Source organism: Amycolatopsis sp. SID8362, assembly GCF_010550475.1.
GTDB classification, from domain to species: Bacteria; Actinomycetota; Actinomycetes; order Mycobacteriales; family Pseudonocardiaceae; genus Amycolatopsis; species Amycolatopsis eburnea.
The window spans coordinates 1-17,422 of the sequence record NZ_JAAGNB010000882.1; the positions used below are offsets into that span (position 1 = coordinate 1).

At 71.6% G+C, this 17,422-nt stretch carries 20 protein-coding genes; 10 read left to right on the plus strand and 10 right to left on the minus strand.

Translation table 11 applies throughout. The annotated features are described in order from the left end of the window. Nucleotides 1–317: helix-turn-helix transcriptional regulator (locus G3I65_RS27555; protein ID WP_160698695.1), on the plus strand; the 317-nt coding region annotated here is incomplete at its 5' end. Here G3I65_RS27555 and G3I65_RS27560 read toward each other — a convergent pair. From G3I65_RS27560 to G3I65_RS27580, 5 genes are read right to left on the minus strand one after another with little or no spacing between them, the layout of a single operon-like run. Then, a complete protein-coding gene (locus G3I65_RS27560; RefSeq protein ID WP_160698696.1) occupies nucleotides 276–1,682 on the minus strand; it encodes a GH1 family beta-glucosidase in 1,407 nt (468 codons plus the stop codon). The two genes, G3I65_RS27555 and G3I65_RS27560, sit on opposite strands and share 42 nt — an antisense overlap. Continuing rightward, nucleotides 1,679–2,503 carry a carbohydrate ABC transporter permease gene (locus G3I65_RS27565; protein WP_160698697.1) on the minus strand — a complete coding sequence of 275 codons (825 nt, stop codon included), beginning with the start codon at nucleotides 2,501–2,503 and terminating at the stop codon, nucleotides 1,679–1,681. Before G3I65_RS27565 ends, G3I65_RS27560 begins: the two co-directional genes overlap by 4 nt. Then, nucleotides 2,500–3,405, minus strand: coding sequence for a carbohydrate ABC transporter permease (locus tag G3I65_RS27570; protein WP_160698698.1), 906 nt, complete (start codon nucleotides 3,403–3,405; stop codon nucleotides 2,500–2,502). The genes G3I65_RS27565 and G3I65_RS27570 overlap by 4 nt, the downstream gene beginning before the upstream one ends. Next, nucleotides 3,405–4,661 carry an ABC transporter substrate-binding protein gene (locus G3I65_RS27575; RefSeq protein WP_160698699.1) on the minus strand — a complete coding sequence of 419 codons (1,257 nt, stop codon included), beginning with the start codon at nucleotides 4,659–4,661 and terminating at the stop codon, nucleotides 3,405–3,407. Before G3I65_RS27575 ends, G3I65_RS27570 begins: the two co-directional genes overlap by 1 nt. Nucleotides 4,662–4,669: 8 nt before the next feature. Next, a complete protein-coding gene (locus G3I65_RS27580; protein WP_160698700.1) occupies nucleotides 4,670–5,248 on the minus strand; it encodes a LuxR C-terminal-related transcriptional regulator in 579 nt (192 codons plus the stop codon). A 137-nt stretch (nucleotides 5,249–5,385) separates the two neighbouring features. Between G3I65_RS27580 and G3I65_RS27585 the strand changes: the two genes are divergently transcribed. The 6 genes from G3I65_RS27585 to G3I65_RS27610 all read left to right on the plus strand — a co-directional run bounded on the left by G3I65_RS27585 (nucleotide 5,386) and on the right by G3I65_RS27610 (nucleotide 10,468). Beyond that, on the plus strand, nucleotides 5,386–6,567 hold the full coding sequence (locus G3I65_RS27585) for a glycoside hydrolase family 3 N-terminal domain-containing protein (RefSeq protein WP_166640639.1): 1,182 nt from the start codon (nucleotides 5,386–5,388) through the stop codon (nucleotides 6,565–6,567). A gap of 111 nt (nucleotides 6,568–6,678) precedes the next feature. Further along, a complete protein-coding gene (locus tag G3I65_RS27590; protein WP_160698701.1) occupies nucleotides 6,679–7,305 on the plus strand; it encodes a dihydrofolate reductase family protein in 627 nt (208 codons plus the stop codon). Between the two features lie 32 nt (nucleotides 7,306–7,337). Beyond that, the gene (locus G3I65_RS27595; RefSeq protein ID WP_160698702.1) at nucleotides 7,338–7,661 is read left to right on the plus strand and encodes a YciI family protein; all 324 of its coding nucleotides are present in this window, start codon (nucleotides 7,338–7,340) and stop codon (nucleotides 7,659–7,661) included. Next, complete coding sequence (locus G3I65_RS27600) at nucleotides 7,658–8,890, plus strand: RNA polymerase sigma factor (RefSeq protein WP_160698703.1); 1,233 nt, start codon at nucleotides 7,658–7,660, stop codon at nucleotides 8,888–8,890. The genes G3I65_RS27595 and G3I65_RS27600 overlap by 4 nt, the downstream gene beginning before the upstream one ends. A gap of 256 nt (nucleotides 8,891–9,146) precedes the next feature. Next, nucleotides 9,147–10,016, plus strand: coding sequence for an oxidoreductase (locus G3I65_RS27605; RefSeq protein ID WP_160698704.1), 870 nt, complete (start codon nucleotides 9,147–9,149; stop codon nucleotides 10,014–10,016). A 44-nt stretch (nucleotides 10,017–10,060) separates the two neighbouring features. Beyond that, entirely contained in the window at nucleotides 10,061–10,468 is a 408-nt protein-coding gene (locus G3I65_RS27610) for a hypothetical protein (protein ID WP_160698705.1), read from the plus strand. Here the strand turns inward: G3I65_RS27610 and G3I65_RS27615 are convergent. Continuing rightward, nucleotides 10,446–11,945: an MFS transporter gene (locus G3I65_RS27615; protein ID WP_160698706.1), complete on the minus strand. Its 1,500-nt coding sequence runs from the start codon at nucleotides 11,943–11,945 to the stop codon at nucleotides 10,446–10,448. The genes G3I65_RS27610 and G3I65_RS27615 overlap by 23 nt on opposite strands. Nucleotides 11,946–12,054: 109 nt before the next feature. Between G3I65_RS27615 and G3I65_RS27620 the strand changes: the two genes are divergently transcribed. Next, nucleotides 12,055–12,993: an Lrp/AsnC family transcriptional regulator gene (locus G3I65_RS27620; protein WP_375336725.1), complete on the plus strand. Its 939-nt coding sequence runs from the start codon at nucleotides 12,055–12,057 to the stop codon at nucleotides 12,991–12,993. Nucleotides 12,994–12,996: 3 nt separating this feature from the next. Here the strand turns inward: G3I65_RS27620 and G3I65_RS27625 are convergent, their stop codons facing one another. After that, nucleotides 12,997–13,629: a class I SAM-dependent methyltransferase gene (locus tag G3I65_RS27625; protein ID WP_160698707.1), complete on the minus strand. Its 633-nt coding sequence runs from the start codon at nucleotides 13,627–13,629 to the stop codon at nucleotides 12,997–12,999. A gap of 44 nt (nucleotides 13,630–13,673) precedes the next feature. Continuing rightward, nucleotides 13,674–13,850, minus strand: coding sequence for a zf-HC2 domain-containing protein (locus G3I65_RS27630; protein ID WP_160698708.1), 177 nt, complete (start codon nucleotides 13,848–13,850; stop codon nucleotides 13,674–13,676). A gap of 314 nt (nucleotides 13,851–14,164) precedes the next feature. Here G3I65_RS27630 and G3I65_RS27635 point away from each other — a divergent pair, with 314 nt between their 5' ends. Both G3I65_RS27635 and G3I65_RS27640 read left to right on the plus strand, forming a co-directional pair. Continuing rightward, nucleotides 14,165–14,413 (plus strand): hypothetical protein, encoded by a 249-nt coding sequence (locus G3I65_RS27635; RefSeq protein WP_160698709.1) that lies wholly within the window; start codon nucleotides 14,165–14,167, stop codon nucleotides 14,411–14,413. Nucleotides 14,414–14,736: 323 nt separating this feature from the next. Next, nucleotides 14,737–15,756: a chitinase gene (locus G3I65_RS27640; protein WP_160698714.1), complete on the plus strand. Its 1,020-nt coding sequence runs from the start codon at nucleotides 14,737–14,739 to the stop codon at nucleotides 15,754–15,756. Between the two features lie 21 nt (nucleotides 15,757–15,777). On the opposite strand, the gene G3I65_RS27645 is transcribed toward G3I65_RS27640, so the two are convergent. Both G3I65_RS27645 and G3I65_RS27650 read right to left on the minus strand, forming a co-directional pair. Next, nucleotides 15,778–16,524, minus strand: coding sequence for a thioesterase II family protein (locus tag G3I65_RS27645; RefSeq protein WP_160698710.1), 747 nt, complete (start codon nucleotides 16,522–16,524; stop codon nucleotides 15,778–15,780). A gap of 125 nt (nucleotides 16,525–16,649) precedes the next feature. Beyond that, the coding region (locus G3I65_RS27650) for a carbohydrate-binding protein (protein WP_160698711.1) at nucleotides 16,650–17,422 on the minus strand (773 nt) is incomplete at its 5' end.

Below are 17,422 nucleotides of genomic sequence, written 5' to 3' on the forward strand. Positions count from 1 at the left end.
ACGAGGAGGCCGCCGAGCTCTACACGGCGTTGTCCGCGCGCTGGGACCTGCGGCGCGCGGAAACCCGGCTGCGCCGCCTCGGGGTCCGCCGCGGCGCGGTGTTCTCGCCGATCCGGCCCGGGCACGGCTGGGAGTCGCTCACGCCGATCGAGGTCCGCATCGCCGGCCTGGTCGCCGAAGGCCGGTCCAACCCGGACATCGCGGCCGAGCTTTCCCTGCCGCGGCGGACGGTCCAGGCGCACGTGGCCCGGCTGCTCGGAAAGCTGGAGACGCCCTCACGCTCCGGCGTCGCCGACGCCGTCCGGCGGCGCACCTAGCGCGTTGGCCTTCGCGACCCGGCCGAGGTACCGGCCGGAGTCCTTGACGGTCCGCCGCTGGGTGTCGAAGTCGACGTGCACCAGGCCGAAGCGCTGCGAGTACCCCATCGCCCACTCGAAGTTGTCGAGCAGCGACCAGGCGAAGTACCCGCGGACGTCGGCGCCGCCGCGGAGGGCGTCGTGCACCGCTTCCAGGTGTTCGGCGAAGTAGTGGACGCGGTCGTGGTCGTGCACCCGGCCGTCGACCACCTCGTCCACAAAGGACGCGCCGTTTTCGGCCACGACCAACGGGAGCCCGCCGGACCGCTCGTCGATCCATCGGAGCAGGTCGGTCAGCGTGCCCGGCGACTGCTCCCAGCCGAACGCGGTCAGCGGCGGCGGCGCGGGCAGCACGTCCAGGCCGCGCAAGCCGGGCAGCGGGCAGTTGCCGGCGCCAAACGGGTCTTCGAGCGGGGTCACGCGGGCGGGGGCGTAGTAGTTCACGCCCAGCCAGTCGATCGCCGCCGCGATGACGTCGGTGTCGCCGTCGCGCACGGCCGCGGCGAACCGGCCGCCGTGGTGCTCGACGTCCGCCACGACGTCGGCGGGATATCCCTTGCCCAGCACGGGGTCCAGGAAGAACCGGTTGTGGATGCCGTCGAACTTCCGCGCCGCCTCGCGGTGGGCCGGGGTGTCGCCGTCCGGGATCGCCGGGGCGAAGTTCAGCGCCAGCGAGAACTCGTGCCCCGGCCGCGCCTGCTCGGTGAGCGCGCGCGTCGCCAGGCCGTGTCCCAAAAGCAGGTGGTGCGCCGCGACCAGCGCGGTGTCGTAGTCCTGGACGCCGGGCGCGTGCACCCCGCTGCCGTAGCCGAGGAAGGCCGCGCAGAACGGTTCGTTGACCGTCGTCCACTGGTTCACGCGGTCGCCGAGCGCGTCGTGCACGACCACCGCGTAGTCGGCGAACCGCGAGGCGGTGTCGCGTTCCGGCCAGCCGCCGTCGTCTTCCAGCGCCTGCGGCAGGTCCCAGTGGTAGAGCGTCAGCACCGGGACGACGTCGCGGCGCAGCAGCTCGTCGACCAGCCGGTCGTAGAAGGCGAGGCCGGCCGCCGACTTCGTCCGCCCGTCCGGCATCACGCGCGGCCAGGCGACCGAGAAGCGGTAGGCGTTGAGGCCGAGGTCCGCCAGCAGGCCGACGTCTTCGGGGTAGCGGTGGTAGTGGTCGCAGGCGACGTCGCCGGTCGCACCGCCGAGCACCTTGCCGTCGGCGGCCGCGAAGGTGTCCCAAATGGACGGTCCGCGGCCGCCTTCGCCGACGCCGCCTTCCACCTGGTACGACGCGGTCGCCGCGCCCCACAGGAACCCCGGCGGGAATTCGGGTCCGGTCACACTGGCGCCCCTTTCAGGATTCCCTGGACGATGTAGCGCCCCAGCAGCACGAACAACGCGATGACGGGCACGACGCCGACGGTCGCGCCGGTGAGCATCAGCGCGTAGTCGGTGTAGTAGCCGCTCGCCAGCCGTGACAGGGCTACCTGCACGGTCGGTGTTTCGTTGGGGTCGAGTACCACGAGCGGCCAGAAGTAGTCGTTCCACGTGGCCATGAAGGTGAGCATCGCGAGCACCGCGGCCGGCGCGCGCAGCGCGGGCACGGCGACGTGCCAGTAGGTGCGCAGGATCGAGCAGCCGTCGACGGTGGCGGCGTCGACGAGGTCGGCGCTGATCGCGTTCTCGCAGGCCTGGCGCATCCAGAACACGCTGAACGCGCTGACCAGCGCCGGCACGATCACCGCTTCCAGCCGCCCGTACCAGCCGAGGTCGCCGACGACGAGGTACAGCGGGATGACCCCGAGCTGCGCCGGCACCATCGCCGAGCCGACGACGAGCAGGAAAAGCGTGTTGCGGCCGGGGAACCGCAGCCGGGCGAAGGCGAACCCGGCGAGGCTGGCCAGCACGACGTTGGCCGCCATGACCGTGGTCGCGACGATCAGCGAGTTCCCGATGGCGAGCCAGAAGTCGACCGTGTCGAAGACGCGCCGCACGTTCTCGACGAGGTGCCCGCCCGGCACCAGCACCGGCGCCGGCTCCCCGATCGCCGCGTTGTCGCGCGTGGCCACGACGAACGACCAGTACAGCGGGAAGACGGACGCGCCGAGCACGCCGGTCAGCACCGCGTACACCCAGCCGCCCGGGCGGCGCCGCGCGGTCACGGCGCACCCACGAACCGGCGCACCAGCCGGTAGTTGACCAGCGCGAAGAGCGCGCAGACCACGAACAGCACCCACGTCAGCGCCGCCGCGTACCCGGCGTTGAACTGCGTGAAGCCCTTTTCGTAGAGGTACATGACGAGCGTCTGGAACTGGCGGTCGTTGCCGCCGGTGGCGCCGGAACCGCCGGCGTCGAACAGCTGCGGCTCGGCGAAGAGCTGGAGGCCGCTGACCGTGCCGGCGACGGCGGTGAAAGCGATCGCGGGCCGGATGCCGGGCACGGTGATCGACCAGAACGTCCGCCACCGCGAGGCGCCGTCGAGTTCGGCGGCTTCGTAGAGGTCGCCCGGGACGGCCTGCATCGCGGCCAGGTAGATCAGGGCGTTGTAGCCGGTCCAGCGCCAGAGCACCATGCTCGCCACGGCGAGGTGCGACGTCCACGTCGTCGCCTGCCAGTTGACCGGCGCGACGCCGAACCAGCCGAGCACTTCGTTGACGACGCCGTAGTCACGGCTGAACAGCTGCCCGAACACCAGGCCAATGGCGACGACGGAAACGACGTTCGGCAGCAGGATCCCGGTGCGCCACCAGGTCGCGGCGCGCAGCGGCCGGTCGAGCAGCGCCGCGATGCCCAGTGCCAGCAGGAATTCCGGGACGGCGGCCAGCAGGAAGATGCTCACGGTGTTGGCGAGCGCGTTGTAGAAGTGCGGGTCGGCGAGCAGCTCGCCGTAGTTGGCGAGGCCGAGCCGGCCCTGGCCGCCTTCCAGGAGGTTCCAGTCGTGCAGCGAAACCCACGCGGTGTAGAGCAGCGGGTACACGCCGAAGACGGCGAACAGCCCGAAGAACGGCGCGACGAGCAGCAGCGGCGTGACCTTGCGGTCGAAGCGGGCGAGCCGGTGGCGCACTATTTCAGCAGGGCTCGGGCTTGCTGGACGGCTTGCGCCCAGGCCTGGTCGACGGTCTGCGTCTTGTCCTCGATCCGCCCGAGCGCGCGGCCGAACTCCGGCCGGACGTCGGCGTCGTGCAGGCCCCGGTAGTTCGGCCGCAGCTGGTCGGCCGAGGCCGCGAAGATCCGCCCGGTCGGCGCGTCCCCGAAGTACGGATCGGTGTGCGCGATGACCTGCGGGTCTTCGTAGACGGACGGTTCGCTGGGCAGGATGCCTTCGGCGAGGAACAGCTTTTTCTGCTGCTCCGGCGCGGTCAGCCAGCGGGCTAGCTCGTACGCCTCCTTCTGGTGCGTGCCCTGCTTCGGCACGGTCAGGAACGAGCCGCCCTGGTTGCCGCTCCTGCCGGGCACGGTCGTGACGTCCCACTTGCCCTTGTTGGCGGCCCCGCCGGCTTCCTTGATCTGGCTGAGCATCCACGCCGGGCACGCGACGGTGGCGAACGAGCCCTGCTTGATCGCGACGTTCCACGCCTGCGTGAACGTGGTCGCCGCCGCCGTCTGCCCCTTCGCGGCGATGCCGCCGGAGAGCTCGAAAGCCGCGCGGACGCTGGGATTGGTGTCGGCGATGAAGGAGTCGTCCCGCTGGGAGAAGTAGTTCTCCGGCGACTGGTTGAGCATCGCCGTGTAGACGGTGCCCGCGGAGTCGGCGAACTTCACGCCGGGCGTCTTCTGCGTGAACCGGTCGGCCGCGGCGGCGTAGGCGGGCCAGTCGGGGATCAGCTTCGCGACCTCGTCGCGGTCGGTCGGCAGGCCGGCCGCCTGGAAGAGGTCGCGCCGGTAGCAGAGGGCGAGGCTGCCCATGTCGGTGCCGAGTCCGAGCACGAAGTCCCCGTCGGTGCCCTGCGCCCACTTCCACGGCGCCCACTGCTTTTCCAGGTCGCGGGCACCGAAGGACGCGAGGTCGGTGAACTTGTCCTTCGCCTTCCGGTACTGCGGGATGTACTGCTCCTCGATCGCGACGACGTCGGCGGCACCGCGCCCGGTGGCGAGCTGCGTCGCGAGGCCCTTGTGGTGGGTGTCGAAGTCGGTGACGCGGTTCTGCACCGTGACGTCCGGGTGCAGCTTCTCGTACTCCGCGATCAGGGGCGCGTAACCGAACTCGCCGAAGGTCGCGATCGTGAGCTTCGTCCGGTCACCGGACTCGGCGGGGCTGCAGGCGGCGAGCAGGGTCAGCGCGGCGACCGCGGCGGCGGTCCGGCGAACGGTCGTGGGCACGGGCTCCCTCAGATCACCCCGGCCCGCACGGCGTACGCGACCGCGTGCGGCCGGTTGCGCAGGTTGAGCCGGTTGGTCATGGCGTAGATGACGTTCTTCACGGTCCGCTCCGAGTAGCAGAGCCGGCCCGCGATCTCGGCAGTGTCCCAGCCTTCGGCCATCAAGCGAAGCACATCCACCTCGCGCGGCGTCAGCGCGGCCCCGCTGCCCTCCTGCGCCAGCGCCTCGACCTGCTCGCGCAGCGACGTCGTGCGCCCCCGCGCGGCGGCGAGCACGCTCTCGGTGAGCCGGTCGAGCGCGGTCCGCGGCAGCACGGCGGAGACGTGGCAGTCGGCCAGCACGCTCAGGTGCGCGGGGTCGACGTGCCCGGCGACGAGCACGATGGCGGCCGGCGACTCGGCGGCCGCGGCCCGCAGCGCGGCAACGACCTCCCGGTCCACCTGCCCGACGGCGAACACCAGCACCGAAGCCTCGGCCCGGCGGGCCCGCGGCACGACCAGCAGCTCCGGACGCGACTTCAGGTGGTTGATCAGCCCGGTCAGGGCGATCGGGTCCGACGCCCACGCCGCCACTCGCACCTGGTCCATCGAGCCCTCCTCAGCCATTTTCCGACAGCCTCACTCTGCTGGGGGCGCCTTCACGAATTCTCTAACCGCCGTGGAGCCGTTCTTCACGCCGTGAAGTCGACTACGGTCGTGGGGCACGCAGCCGACCGAAGGGACCGATGAACCGCCGACGTCTTGCCGCCTTCGGGGTGGCGTTCTCCCTCGTGGCCGGGTGTCTGCTGGTCGTGGGCCTGCAGCCGCGGACGGTGTCCGGATTGGCGCTGCCCCTGGCTTCCCAGCCGCCGTCCTCCTTCAGCGCGGCTGTCCCGCCCGCGGCGCCGGCCCCGACGTCAAGGCTGGCCCGCCCGGGCGACTGCGCGTCGCTGGCCGGCAGCCTCGACGTCCGCGCCCAGGTCGCGCAGCTGGTCGTCGTCGGGGTCTCCGGCGACAACCCGGCCGCGACGGTCTCCCTCGTGCGCGACCACCAGGTCGGCGGGATCTTCATCGGCGGTAACGCAACAGCGTTGTTGAAAGATCGCGCCCTGGCCGCGGTCCAGGCGGTGGCCAAGGTGCCGGTGGCGGTGTCGGTCGACGAGGAGGGCGGCCGCGTCCAGCGCATCGACGACCTCGACGGCGACCTCCCGTCGGCCCGGACGATGGCCGCGACGAAGTCCCCGGAGCAGGTCCGCGCCCTCGCCGCCGACCGCGGCCGCCAGCTGCGCGCCCGCGGCGTGACGGTCGACTTCGCCCCGGACACCGACGTCACCGACGCCCCGGACGACGACGTGATCGGCGACCGCTCCTTCAGCCCGGACCCGGCGCGCGTGAAGACGTACGCGAAGGCGTTCGCCGAGGGCCTGCGCGAGGCGGGCGTCCAGCCGGTGCTGAAGCACTTCCCCGGCCACGGCCACGGCTCGGGCGACTCCCACAAGGGCACGGTCGTGACGCCGCCGCTCGCGCAACTGCGCTCGGTCGACCTGGTCCCCTACCGCGACCTCACCGACTACGGCCCGGTCGCGGTGATGGTCGGCCACCTCGACGTACCCGACCTGACCGCCGGTGTCCCGGCGTCCCTGGCACCCCCGGCCTACCAGCTGCTGCGCGGCGAGTTCGGCTTCACCGGGCCGGTCCTCACGGACGACCTCGGCGCGATGAAGGCGATCACGGCGCAGTATTCCTTGCCGGACGCGGTGCTGAAGGCCCTGCAGGCCGGCGCGGACCAGGCGTTGTGGTCCTCCGGCGGCCGCGTGGACGAGGTGCTCGACCGGCTGGTGAAGGCGGTGCAGGCCGGGGAGCTGCCGCCGTCGAGGGTGCAGGAGTCGGTGACGCGCGTACTGCGGGGCAAGGGCCTCTGCGGCTGAGGTGTCCCGCCTCGAAAAAATAGTTTCGGCGGCGGTGTCGGATCGGCGCGGTGGCGTTCGTAGCAGGGGTGAGGCCGCCCGCGGGGGCGGCACGGAAGCGGAGGAACCCCGATGAAGCTGACGACCGTGACCCAGCTGACCCTCGACGGCGTCGTCCAGGGCAACGGCGGCGCGTCCGACGAGGACCGCCGCAACGGCTTCGAGCGCGGCGGCTGGGCCCTGGGCCGGGGCGACGACGAGACCCGCGAGCTCATCACCCGGACCTACCAGCGCGCGGACGCGTTCCTGTTCGGCCGGCGCACCTACGACCTGTTCTTCCGCTCCTGGGGGACGGTCGACCAGATGCGCGCGCACCCGATCGGCGTCGCTCTGGAGCAGGCCCCCAAGTACGTCGCCTCGACGACGTTGACCGACCCGGCGTGGTCGGGCACCACCGTCCTGCCCGCCGCCCGGCCCGCCGGCCTCGCCGCGGCCATCGGCGAGCTGAAGGCCAAGCCGGGCGGCGAGCTGCAGGTGCACGGCAGTGGCACCCTGGTCCGGTGGCTGCTGGCGAACGACCTGGTCGACGAACTGGTCCTGACCGTGGTCCCGGTCGTCCTCGGCCAGGGCGAGCGCCTGTTCCCCGCCGACGGCCCCGACCTCGCGCTCGACCTGCTCGAGTCGCGAGTGGACTCCAGGGGCGTGACCACCCAGGTCCTCCGCCCCGCCGGCCGGCCGCAGTACCCGGCGACCGCGTGACGTCCCCGACCACCACAGACGAGGAGTTTCGGATGCAGTACCTGGTTTCCGTGATCGACGACAAGGACAACCCTGGCAGCACGGACCGCCAGCCCGCCATCAGCGAGTTCAACGAACGGCTGATCGCCGAGGGCTACTGGGTCTTCGCGGGCGGCCTCGCGGCCACCGACGCCGCCACGGTCGTCGACAACCGCGGCGAGCAGGCCGTGGTCACCGACGGGCCGTTCGTGGAGTCGAAGGAGTACCTCGCCGGCGTCTGGGTGTGGGAGGCCCCCGACCTGGACGTCGCCCTCCGGCTCGCCACCGAGGCGTCGAAGGTCTGCGACCGCAAGATCGAGGTCCGGCCGTTCCTGTGAGCGACGCCGACGAAGCGATCACCCGGGTCCACCACGAAGAGTGGGCGCGAGTCGTGGCCGCACTGACCAGGCGATTCGGCGACCTCGACATCGCCGAGGAGGCCGCGGCCGAGGCGTTCGCGACCGCCGTCGAGCGCTGGCCGTCCGACGGCGTGCCGCCCAACCCCGGCGCCTGGCTGACCACCACCGCCAACCGCAAGGCCATCGACCGCATCCGGCGCGAGAGCAAGCGCGACGACAAGCAGAAGGAGGCGCAGCTGGTGTACGACGACGACCCACCCGACCCCCTCGGCGCCATCGACGACGACCGGCTCCGGCTGATCTTCACCTGCTGCCACCCGGCTCTGGCCACCGAAGCCCGCCTGGCGCTGACGCTGCGCATGGTCGGCGGCCTGACGGTGCCCGAGATCGCCCGCGCCTTCCTGGTCGCCGAAACCACCATGGGGCAACGGATCACCCGCGCGAAGGCCAAGATCAAGGCCGCTCGCATTCCGTATCGTGTGCCGTCCGCAGAGGACCTCCCTTCCCGCGTTTCCGGTGTGCTCGCCGTGTTGTTCCTGGTGTTCAACGAGGGCTACCTGGCGACCGGCCCGGACACCGACCCCGTCCGCCAGGACCTGACGGCCGAGGCGATCCGCCTCACCCGCCTGATCCGCGCCCTCCTCCCGGAGGACGGCGAGGTGACCGGCCTCCTGGCACTGATGCTCCTCACCGAAGCCCGCCGCTCCGCCCGTCTCTCGGCGGGCGGCGAACTGGTCGCCCTCGACGAGCAGGACCGCGGGGCCTGGGACGCGGAGCTCATCGCCGAGGGCCATCGGCTGGTGCGCGAACGCCTGGCCAGCGGGGTGGCTCCGGGTCGGTATCAGATCCTTGCCGCGATCAACGCCGTGCACACCTCCGCTCGGGACATGCGTGATACCGATTGGTCACAAGTCCTCGCTCTCTACGATCAGCTGGTCCGTCTTGATCCGTCACCGGTCGTCGCGCTCAACCGGGCTGTCGCGGTCGGTGAACTTGACGGGCCTGAGGTGGCGCTGGCCGCTGTGGGCCGTCTTGAGTCTCGGTTGGTCGGTTATCACCCTTTCCATGCCACTCGGGCTGATTTGCTGCGTCGGTTGGGTCGTAGTGCGGAGGCGCGGGCGGCTTACGACGAGGCCATTGCTTTGGCGGGCAACACCGCGGAGACCGCCGCGTTGGTTCGCCGGCGAGATCAGTTGGGCAGGTTCTGATCCGCGGGGCTTCAAGTCTCCACAGTGATCTCCTTTCGCAGGTCCGTTCCCGGCCACACCACCAACGCTACCGAACAGGCGTACGAAAGATCATCGCTGAATCGGGTGAAACCGATCCGCGGATTTCCCTTGCCCCGCAACGGAAATCGACGTAAGCAGCCCCCAATTCCATGCTACCGCGCACCACCGACAAAACCGGTCGCGCGAGGGCCCCGCCTAGACTCGTCACGACAAGCGATCGAAGCGAAGGAGCGGCATGGCGAACCTGGGCGGCACCTACCCCCTCGGCGGCGAATTCACGGTCACCCGCATGGGATACGGCGCCATGCAGCTGGCCGGACCCGGCGTCTGGGGCCCGCCGCGGGATCACGACACCGCCGTCGCCGTGCTGCGGGAGGCCGTCGACAGCGGGGTCACCCACCTCGACACCAGTGACTACTACGGTCCGCACACCGTCAACGCGCTGATCAAGGAAGCGCTCCACCCGTACCCCGAAAACCTGTGCATCGTCACGAAAGTCGGTGCGCGGCGGAGTGCGGACAAGGCGTGGCCGGCCGCGTTGTCGGCGGCGGAGCTCACCCAGGCCGTGCACGACAACCTGCGGAACCTCGGGGTCGACGCGCTCGACGTCGTCAACCTCCGGCTGAGCAACGCCGCCGGGGACTACCCCGTCGAGATGTCGCTCGCCGAGCCGTTCGGGGTGCTCGCGGAACTGCGGGAGCAGGGGCTCATCCGGCAGCTCGGCGTCAGCCACGTCACCGCCGGGCAGCTCGACGAGGCGAAGGCCATCGCGCCCGTCGTGTGCGTGCAGAACCAGTACAACCTCGCGCACCGGGAAAACGATCCCCTCGTCGACAAGTGCGCCGCCGAGGGGATCGCCTTCGTGCCGTACTTCCCGCTCGGCGGGTTCAGCCCGCTGCAGTCCGGGCTGCTCGACGACTGCGCCGCGCGGGTCGGGGCCACGCCGATGCAGGTCGCACTGGCCTGGCTGCTGCGGCGGTCGCCGTCGATGCTGCTCATTCCCGGTACGTCGTCGCCGGAGCACCTGCGGGAGAACCTCGCCGCCGCCGAACTCGAACTGCCCGGCGATGTTCTCGCCGATCTCGACCGGATCGGCGCGCCCTGATCGCTACGCTGAGCACGCACACAGGCACGAGAACGGAGAAAAGCGTGGCGCAGTGGGGCGATCTGGTCGCTTACATCAGGGAGTCGTACCGGGTGGTGCGCGACGAGCCCGACGAGATCCGCATCCGCCTGATCTTCGGCGACGAGCCCGACACCGAGCAGCGTGCGCAGATCGTCGTGATCGCTCGCGAAATCCTCGACCAGCGCGAGGACTGGGTGCAGATCGCGACGCCGTTCGCGCGGCACGACGAGGTCGACCTCCTTTCGGTGCTGACCGAGGTCGGCGAGGCGATCGTGGTGGGCGGGATCGCCGTGATGGGCGAGCACCTCGTGCTGCGCCACTCGCTGCCGCTGATCAACCTCGACATCAACGAGTTCATCGACCCGCTCGAGCTGGTCGCCGGCGCGGCCGAGCTGCTGGAGCAGCAGTTCACCGGCCGCGACGACTACTGAGGGGGATCACGGCGGCGGCCGCGGCGACGACCAGCGCGGCACCCGAGCCGAGCGGTGCCGTCGCCGTGCCGCTGCCCAGGTAGAGCCCGCCGAGGAGGGCGACGCCGAGGGTGCCGCCCAGCTGCTGCACGGCGTTGAGCAGTCCGGCCGCCGAGCCCGTCTCGTGCGGCCGGACGCGGGCCAGCGCCGCGGTGAAGAACGGCACCGTGAACGTGCCCATCCCGAGCCCGCACAACGCCAGCGCGACCGGCAGCGGCCACGGGTAGCCCGGCACCGAGGCGTAGACCACGAGCGCGGCGAGGATTCCCAGCAGCAGCAACGCCAGCCCGCCGAACATGACGCGCGCGCCGAACCTCGGCACCAGCCGCGCGCCGGCGAACCACGACGCGACCGCGAGCCCGGCCGAGAGCGGCAGCAGGGTCAGGCCCGCGGTGCGGACGTCGGCGCCCAGGCCGAGCTGGAGCTGCATCGGGACCACCTGCATCAGCCCGGTCATCGCCGCGAAGAACAGCAGCGACCCGGCGAGCGCCGCCGGGAAACCGCGGTGGGTGAACAGGCTCGGCTCGACCAGGGGTGCGGGTGTGCGGCGCTGGTGGAAACCGAACGCCACGAGGGCGACGGCGCCGGCCGCGAGCAGGCGCCAGTCCGGGCCGGTGGGGTCGAGGAGGGGGTAGACGAGGAGGGCTGTGCCGGCGACGACGAGCGCGGTGCCGATGGGGTCGATCCGGGGCCGGGCTTGCACTTCGCGCTGCTTCGCACCGGCAAGCGCCGGGTCCGGCTGTGGCTGCGTGACGGCCCGGTCTTCGCACGACGCCGCACCGGCGATACCGATCGGGTCGACCTGCGGCCTGACGGCAGCCTGCTCGCCGCCTGGCCCTGTGCCGGCACGCGCGGCCTGGTCGACCCGCGGCCCCGCCGTAACACCGTCCTCGCGCAACAACCGCGCCGCGAGCAGCACCGCGAGGCCGAGTGGGACGTTCACCAGGAACGCCGCCCGCCACGACACCGCCTCCGTGAGCAAGCCGCCGAGCAGCGGACCAGTGACCGCTGACAAGCCCATCACCGGGCCGATCGTGCCGAGGGCCTTCGCGAGCTCGGCGCCGTCGAAGAGGGCACGGATCAGGCCGATCGTCTGCGGGATGACCAACGCCGCCGCCGCTCCCTGGGCTGCTCTCGCGCCGATGAGGACTCCCGCGTCCGGGGCGGCCGCGCACGCCAGGGAAGCCAGCGCGAAGCCCGCCACGCCGATCTTGAACACCTTGGCGCGCCCGAACACGTCGCCCAGGCGGCCGCCGGTGATCAGGAAGGCCGCGAACGGCAGGGTGTACGCCGCCGTGAACCATGGGATCGCGGCGGCCGGGGCCGGGATCGCCGGGCCCGCGACCTGGACGATCGTGGCGTCGAGGAGGTTCATCGCCTCCGCGGTGAGCAGGACGGCGAGTGCGGCCCAGCGGAGGCGGTACGTGGTGATCGGCACGAGGTGACCCTTTCGTCGGCCGCCACCTTCGCCTCTCCGCCGAGCCCGCTTCCAGCTACCACCGGAAAACTGCGGATTTCTTCCAGCCAAGCCCCCTAAACTGACGGATATGGACGATCTCGACCGCGCGCTGGTCCACGCGCTGCACGTCGACGGGCGGGCGCCGTTCACGAAGATCGGGGACGTCCTCGGTGTCTCGACGCAGACCGTCGCGAGGCGCTATCGGCGGCTTCGCGCCGAAGCGTCTCTACGCGTCGTCGGGTTGCCGGATCCGCAACGGGCCGGGCAGGCCGAATGGATGGTCCGGCTGATCGCGACGCCGCACGCCGCACAGGATCTCGCGCACGCGCTCGCGCGCCGGGCGGACACCGCGTGGATCAAGCTCATGTCCGGCGGGACCGAGATCTGCGTCAACGTCCAGACGCCCGCCGCCAGCGACCATTCGCTGCTGCTGCGGGACATCCCGCGCACGGCGAGCGTCACCGCCGTGTCGGCGCACCAGCTGCTGCACCGCTACTTCGGCGGCCCGTCCGCGTGGCTCGGCCGGGCGAACGCGCTCGACGCCGCGCAGGTCTCGGCGTTGACGCCGCCGTCGCCGGGCGACGGCAAGCCGCTGACCGGGGACGACGCCGCGTTGCTCGCCGCGCTGCAGCGGGACGGCCGCGCGAGCCTCACCGAGCTGGCCACCGCGACCGGCTGGTCGGCGGCGACCGTCGCGCGCCGGCTGGCCGACCTCCAGGCCGGTGGCACGGTGTTCTTCGACCTGGAGATCGACCCGGCCCTGCTGGGCGCGACGACGCAGGCGCTGCTCTGGATGGCCGTCGCGCCGGCGCACCTCGACCACGTAGCGAAGACGCTCGCGACGCACGAAGAACTCGCGCTCGTCGCCGCGACGACCGGCCCGGCCAACCTGGTCGCGCTGGCCCTCTGCCCGGACGCGGCCGCGCTGCACCGCTACCTGACCCACCGGCTGGGCGCGCTCGACGCGATCCGGACGCTGGAGACCGCGCCCGTGCTGCGGACGATCAAGGCCGCCGCGTCCCGCTGAAGGTCACTCCGGTTTCCGCGCCAGCACCCTCCCCTGCGGCACCCGCGCCGCGGGATCGCGCAGCACCTGCGTGACGACTTCGAACCCGGCGCCGGTCACCAGCTCGCAGACCCGCTCCACGGGCAGCCAGTAGATGTCGAGCGAGAACCCCTCCTTGCCGTAGCCGTCGTTGCGGTGGTGCCGCTTGTCGCCGACGTGGAACCCCAGCTGCAGGTAGCCGCCGGGGCGCAGCACCCGGAACAGCTCGGCGCACACCGCGGGCAGCCGCGACGGCGGCGTGTGGATGATCGAGTACCACGCCACCGCACCCGCGAGGCCGCCGTCCGGCAGATCGAGCGCGAGCAGCGATCCCTCGGAAAACCGCAGGCCGGGGTGCTCGCGGCGGGCGACGGCGAGCATCTCCGGCGACAAGTCGACACCGACGACGTCCAGGCCCTCCCCGGCCAGGAACGCCGTCACGCGACCCGTGCCGCAGCCGAGGTCGGCGACCGGGCCGTCGCGCACCAGGTCGGCGAACGCCGTGAACAGCCCGCGGTCTTGGACGTCTTCGGCCAGCGGCGGCACGAACTCGTCGTAGCTCTCGGCCACGATCGCGTACGTGTGCCGGGTCGGGTTCAGGAACTGGTCGTCAGTCACGTGCCGGACCGTACCGGCGGGCACCGACAATTCCCGGAAGAGTCCTAAGTGGACTTCGCCTGGACGAGGTGGTCGAGCATGCCGCGGACGGCCTCGAACTCGCGGACCTCCTGGCGGCAGTCCTCGCACGCCGCCAAGTGCCGCTCCACGCGCGCCGCCTCGGCGGTCTCGAGCAACCCCAGGCTGTAGGCCCCGAGGTCGGTCCGGTCGTACCGGCCCATGGATCGCGTCTCCGTTTCCGCGTCCCGCGAAGGAACACCCGCACTACCGGACGCCTCCAGGGTCCTGGCCGGGACGCGCCATCGGCGAGGTTCCCCCGTTTTCCACCCGATCGGCGGACAACTGCAGTAGGCAACCGCGCCGTGTGAGTGAAAAGCGGTCACGGTACCGACCGGTCACGACACGGAAAGCGTTTGTGCGCGGAACTTCGCCGATTCCGCGTCATGGCTCCGCGACTGCGTCGTCCGACCTGCGTCGGCCCCGGATTTTCCGGCTCCGACCTGGGCAAGCAGGGCGATCCGAAACGAGGAGAGCGATGACCGTACGGAGCCACCGGGCGGACGACGTCGTGGACGAGGTCGGGGTGTGGCTGGCCGGGGAGTTCGCGGGGCGGCTCCCCGCCTCGGAGATCGACCGCGTCGTCAAGCTGACGCGGGGCGACCTCGAAGGGAGCATCGCGCCGGAGGAGCTCGGGGAGATGCTCCACCGGCTGGGCCGCGCGCGGCTGCAGCGCATCCTGCAGTTCGCGCCGGCCGCGCAGGTGCGGATCCCGCAAGCGCGGTGACGAGGGGACGGCCGGGCCCGGGCCCGGCCACTCCCCCGCGAAGCACGTGATCCCGCGGTGAAGAACCGGCTCGGAGACCGCATCCGGAGCCGGGCCGATGCGGACGTTCGCGCAGACCCGTTGCCCCGATCGCCGGGTTTCTTGACTGGACTAGACCAATCTGCTCTAGTGACCGGTGTCACCCTCGTCTCGGCCGGATGAGCACACCCCCTCCGACACCGGGCGCCCCCGCGTCCGGGCTCCGTCGTGGCCGAAGGAGTGAGCCAGTCTTGAGAAGACGTCTTGTCGCGGTCCTGTCAGCGTTCGCCGCCGCAGCCGGGCTCGTGCTCGGCGTGCCCGCCGCCACCGGGCAAGCCCCGCTGGCCGCGGCCGCCGCCTGCAGCGCGCCCAACTGGGTCGCCGGCCAGTGGTACGACGTGGGCGCGGTCGTCAAGTACACCAACGGCGGCTACTACCGCGCCAAGAACGCCAACCCGGGCTACGACCCCGTCATCAGCACCTGGTACTGGGAGCCCTACAGCTGTGACGGCGGGGGCGGCGGCACCACGTGCAGCTACCCGAACTGGGTCGCGGGCCAGTGGTACGACGTCGGCGCGATCGTCAAGTACACCAACGGCGGCTACTACCGCGCCAAGAACGCCAACCCGGGCTACGACCCCGTCATCAGCACCTGGTACTGGGAGCCCTACAACTGCGGCGGCGGCACCGACCCGGGCAACCCCGGCTCGTTCGTCGTCAGCGAGGCGCAGTTCAACCAGATCTTCCCCGGCCGCAACAGCTTCTACAGCTACAGCGGCCTGACCGCGGCCCTCTCGGCGTACCCCGGCTTCGCGAACACGGGCAGCGACACCGTGAAGAAGCAGGAAGCCGCCGCGTTCCTGGCGAACGTCGACCACGAAACCGGCGGCCTCGTCTACATCGTCGAGCAGAACACGGCCAACTACCCGCACTACTGCGACGCGAGCCAGTCCTACGGCTGCCCGGCCGGCCAAGCCGCGTACTACGGCCGCGGCCCGATCCAGCTCAGCTGGAACTTCAACTACAAGGCCGCCGGCGACGCGCTCGGCATCGACCTGCTCGGCAACCCCTGGCAGGTCGAGCAGAACTCCGCGATCGCGTGGAAAACCGGGCTCTGGTACTGGAACACCCAGACCGGCCCCGGCACGATGACCCCGCACAACGCGATGGTCAACAGCCTCGGCTTCGGCGAGACCATCCGCAGCATCAACGGCTCCATCGAGTGCAACGGCGGCAACCCCGCCCAGGTCGAGAGCCGGGTCTCGAAGTACCGCCAGATCGCGTCGGTCTTCGGCGTCGACCCGAGCGCGAACCTGTACTGCTGACCCCGGACGCGGCCGGCTCGCTCAGCGGGCGAGCCGGTCGCCGATCAGCCGGATGACCGCCGGGGCGTGGTCGTTGAGGTAGAAGTGCCCACCCGGGTAGGTGTGCAGCTCGAACCCGCCGGACGTGCGCTCGGCCCACTGCCGCGCCTCGTCCTCGGTGACCTTCGGGTCGCGGTCGCCGATCAGGGCCACCACCGGGCAGCTCACGTCCGGGCCCGGGCGGTAGCGGTACAGCTCGGCGGCCTTGTAGTCGCTGCGCAGCGCGGGCAGCACCATGCGCAGGATCTCGTCGTCCTCCAGCACCCGCGAATCGGTGCCGCTGAGCCGTTTGACCTCGGCCAGCAGGGCGTCGTCGTCCTTCTCGTGGACCCGCTCGTCACGGAACGCCGAAGGCGCGCGCCGCCCGGACGCGAACAGGGCGAGCAGCGGCGTACCGCGCTCCTCGAGCCGCCGCGCGACTTCGAACGCGAGGCTGGCACCCATGCTGTGGCCGAAGAACGCCGCCGGCCCGGTGAGCTCCGCGGCCAGCACGTCTGCCAGCCGGTCGGCGAGCACGAACAGGTCGTCCACCGGCGCTTCGGCGTACCGGTCCTGGCGGCCCGGGTACTGCACGGCCAGCACCTCCACCGACGGCGCCAGCGCGGCCGACACGGGGTGGAAGTAGCTCGCCGATCCCCCGGCGTGCGGGAAGCACACCAGCCGCGCCGGCGCGGCCGGCGCCGGGTGGAAGCGCCGGATCCACTCCGCGGCTTCGATGGAAATGCTCATGCTCGCCAATCTGGCAGGCGAACCGTCCGGCGTCGACCCCTAACGGCGGATTCTGGGGGGTCGGCGGGCCCCGGCGTGCGGACCGGGACCCGCCCTCCCTCCTCAGGAGCTCCTCGGGCGGAAGGTCACCCGGCCTGCCACAGAGCCGGGACGTTCGGGGGTTCCCAGCCCGGCTGGGCGGTGTGCCCCTGCAGGCACACGTACCCCTGTCCGCCGTAGGTGACCCGGGCACCCGCCGCGTAACTGGTGCCCACCGCCCAGGTGGTGCCCCCGGGTGGCGTGGAGGTCGGCCCGCCCGTCGTCGACGTCGGCGGGGTCGGGGTGCCGGTCTGCGGCACGTTGAGCACGAAGTCGAACGCGGCCTCCTTCGCGGAACCGTTGTCGCGCACGGTCATCAGCAGCCGCGCGTCGAAGATCGTGTCGGTGTTGTTGCGCGGCTCGTTGGGGAAGTAGAGCTGCGTGGTCAGGATCGGCCGGCCGGGGGCCTGCACCTTGACGTGGATGTGCCGCGTCCGGCCCGGGTAGAGGCCGGGCACGATCGTGGACAGCGTGAACGCGCCCTGCGCGTTGGTGTACTGGTGCCCGCGGAAGGTGTAGCCGACGTTGTCGTACGCGCCGTTGACGTCCGCCTGCCAGAAGTCCAGCAGAGCGCGGCTGACCGGCTGGCACGCGAGGCCGAAGACGTACCCGGTCACGGTGAGCCGGGTGCCCTGGGTACCGGGCGTGACGAGGTTGGTCCGCTCGGGCGAATTCGGCTTGAAGTACGGGCCTTCGGTCTGCTCGATCGTCGGCTCGTCGCCGTCGTGGCACTCCGGGGTCAGCGCCGGGACGGCGCCGTTGGCCACGGTGGTGCGGGCGAGCGCGGGGCCGCCGATCAGCGCGACCGGCGCGGCGACGC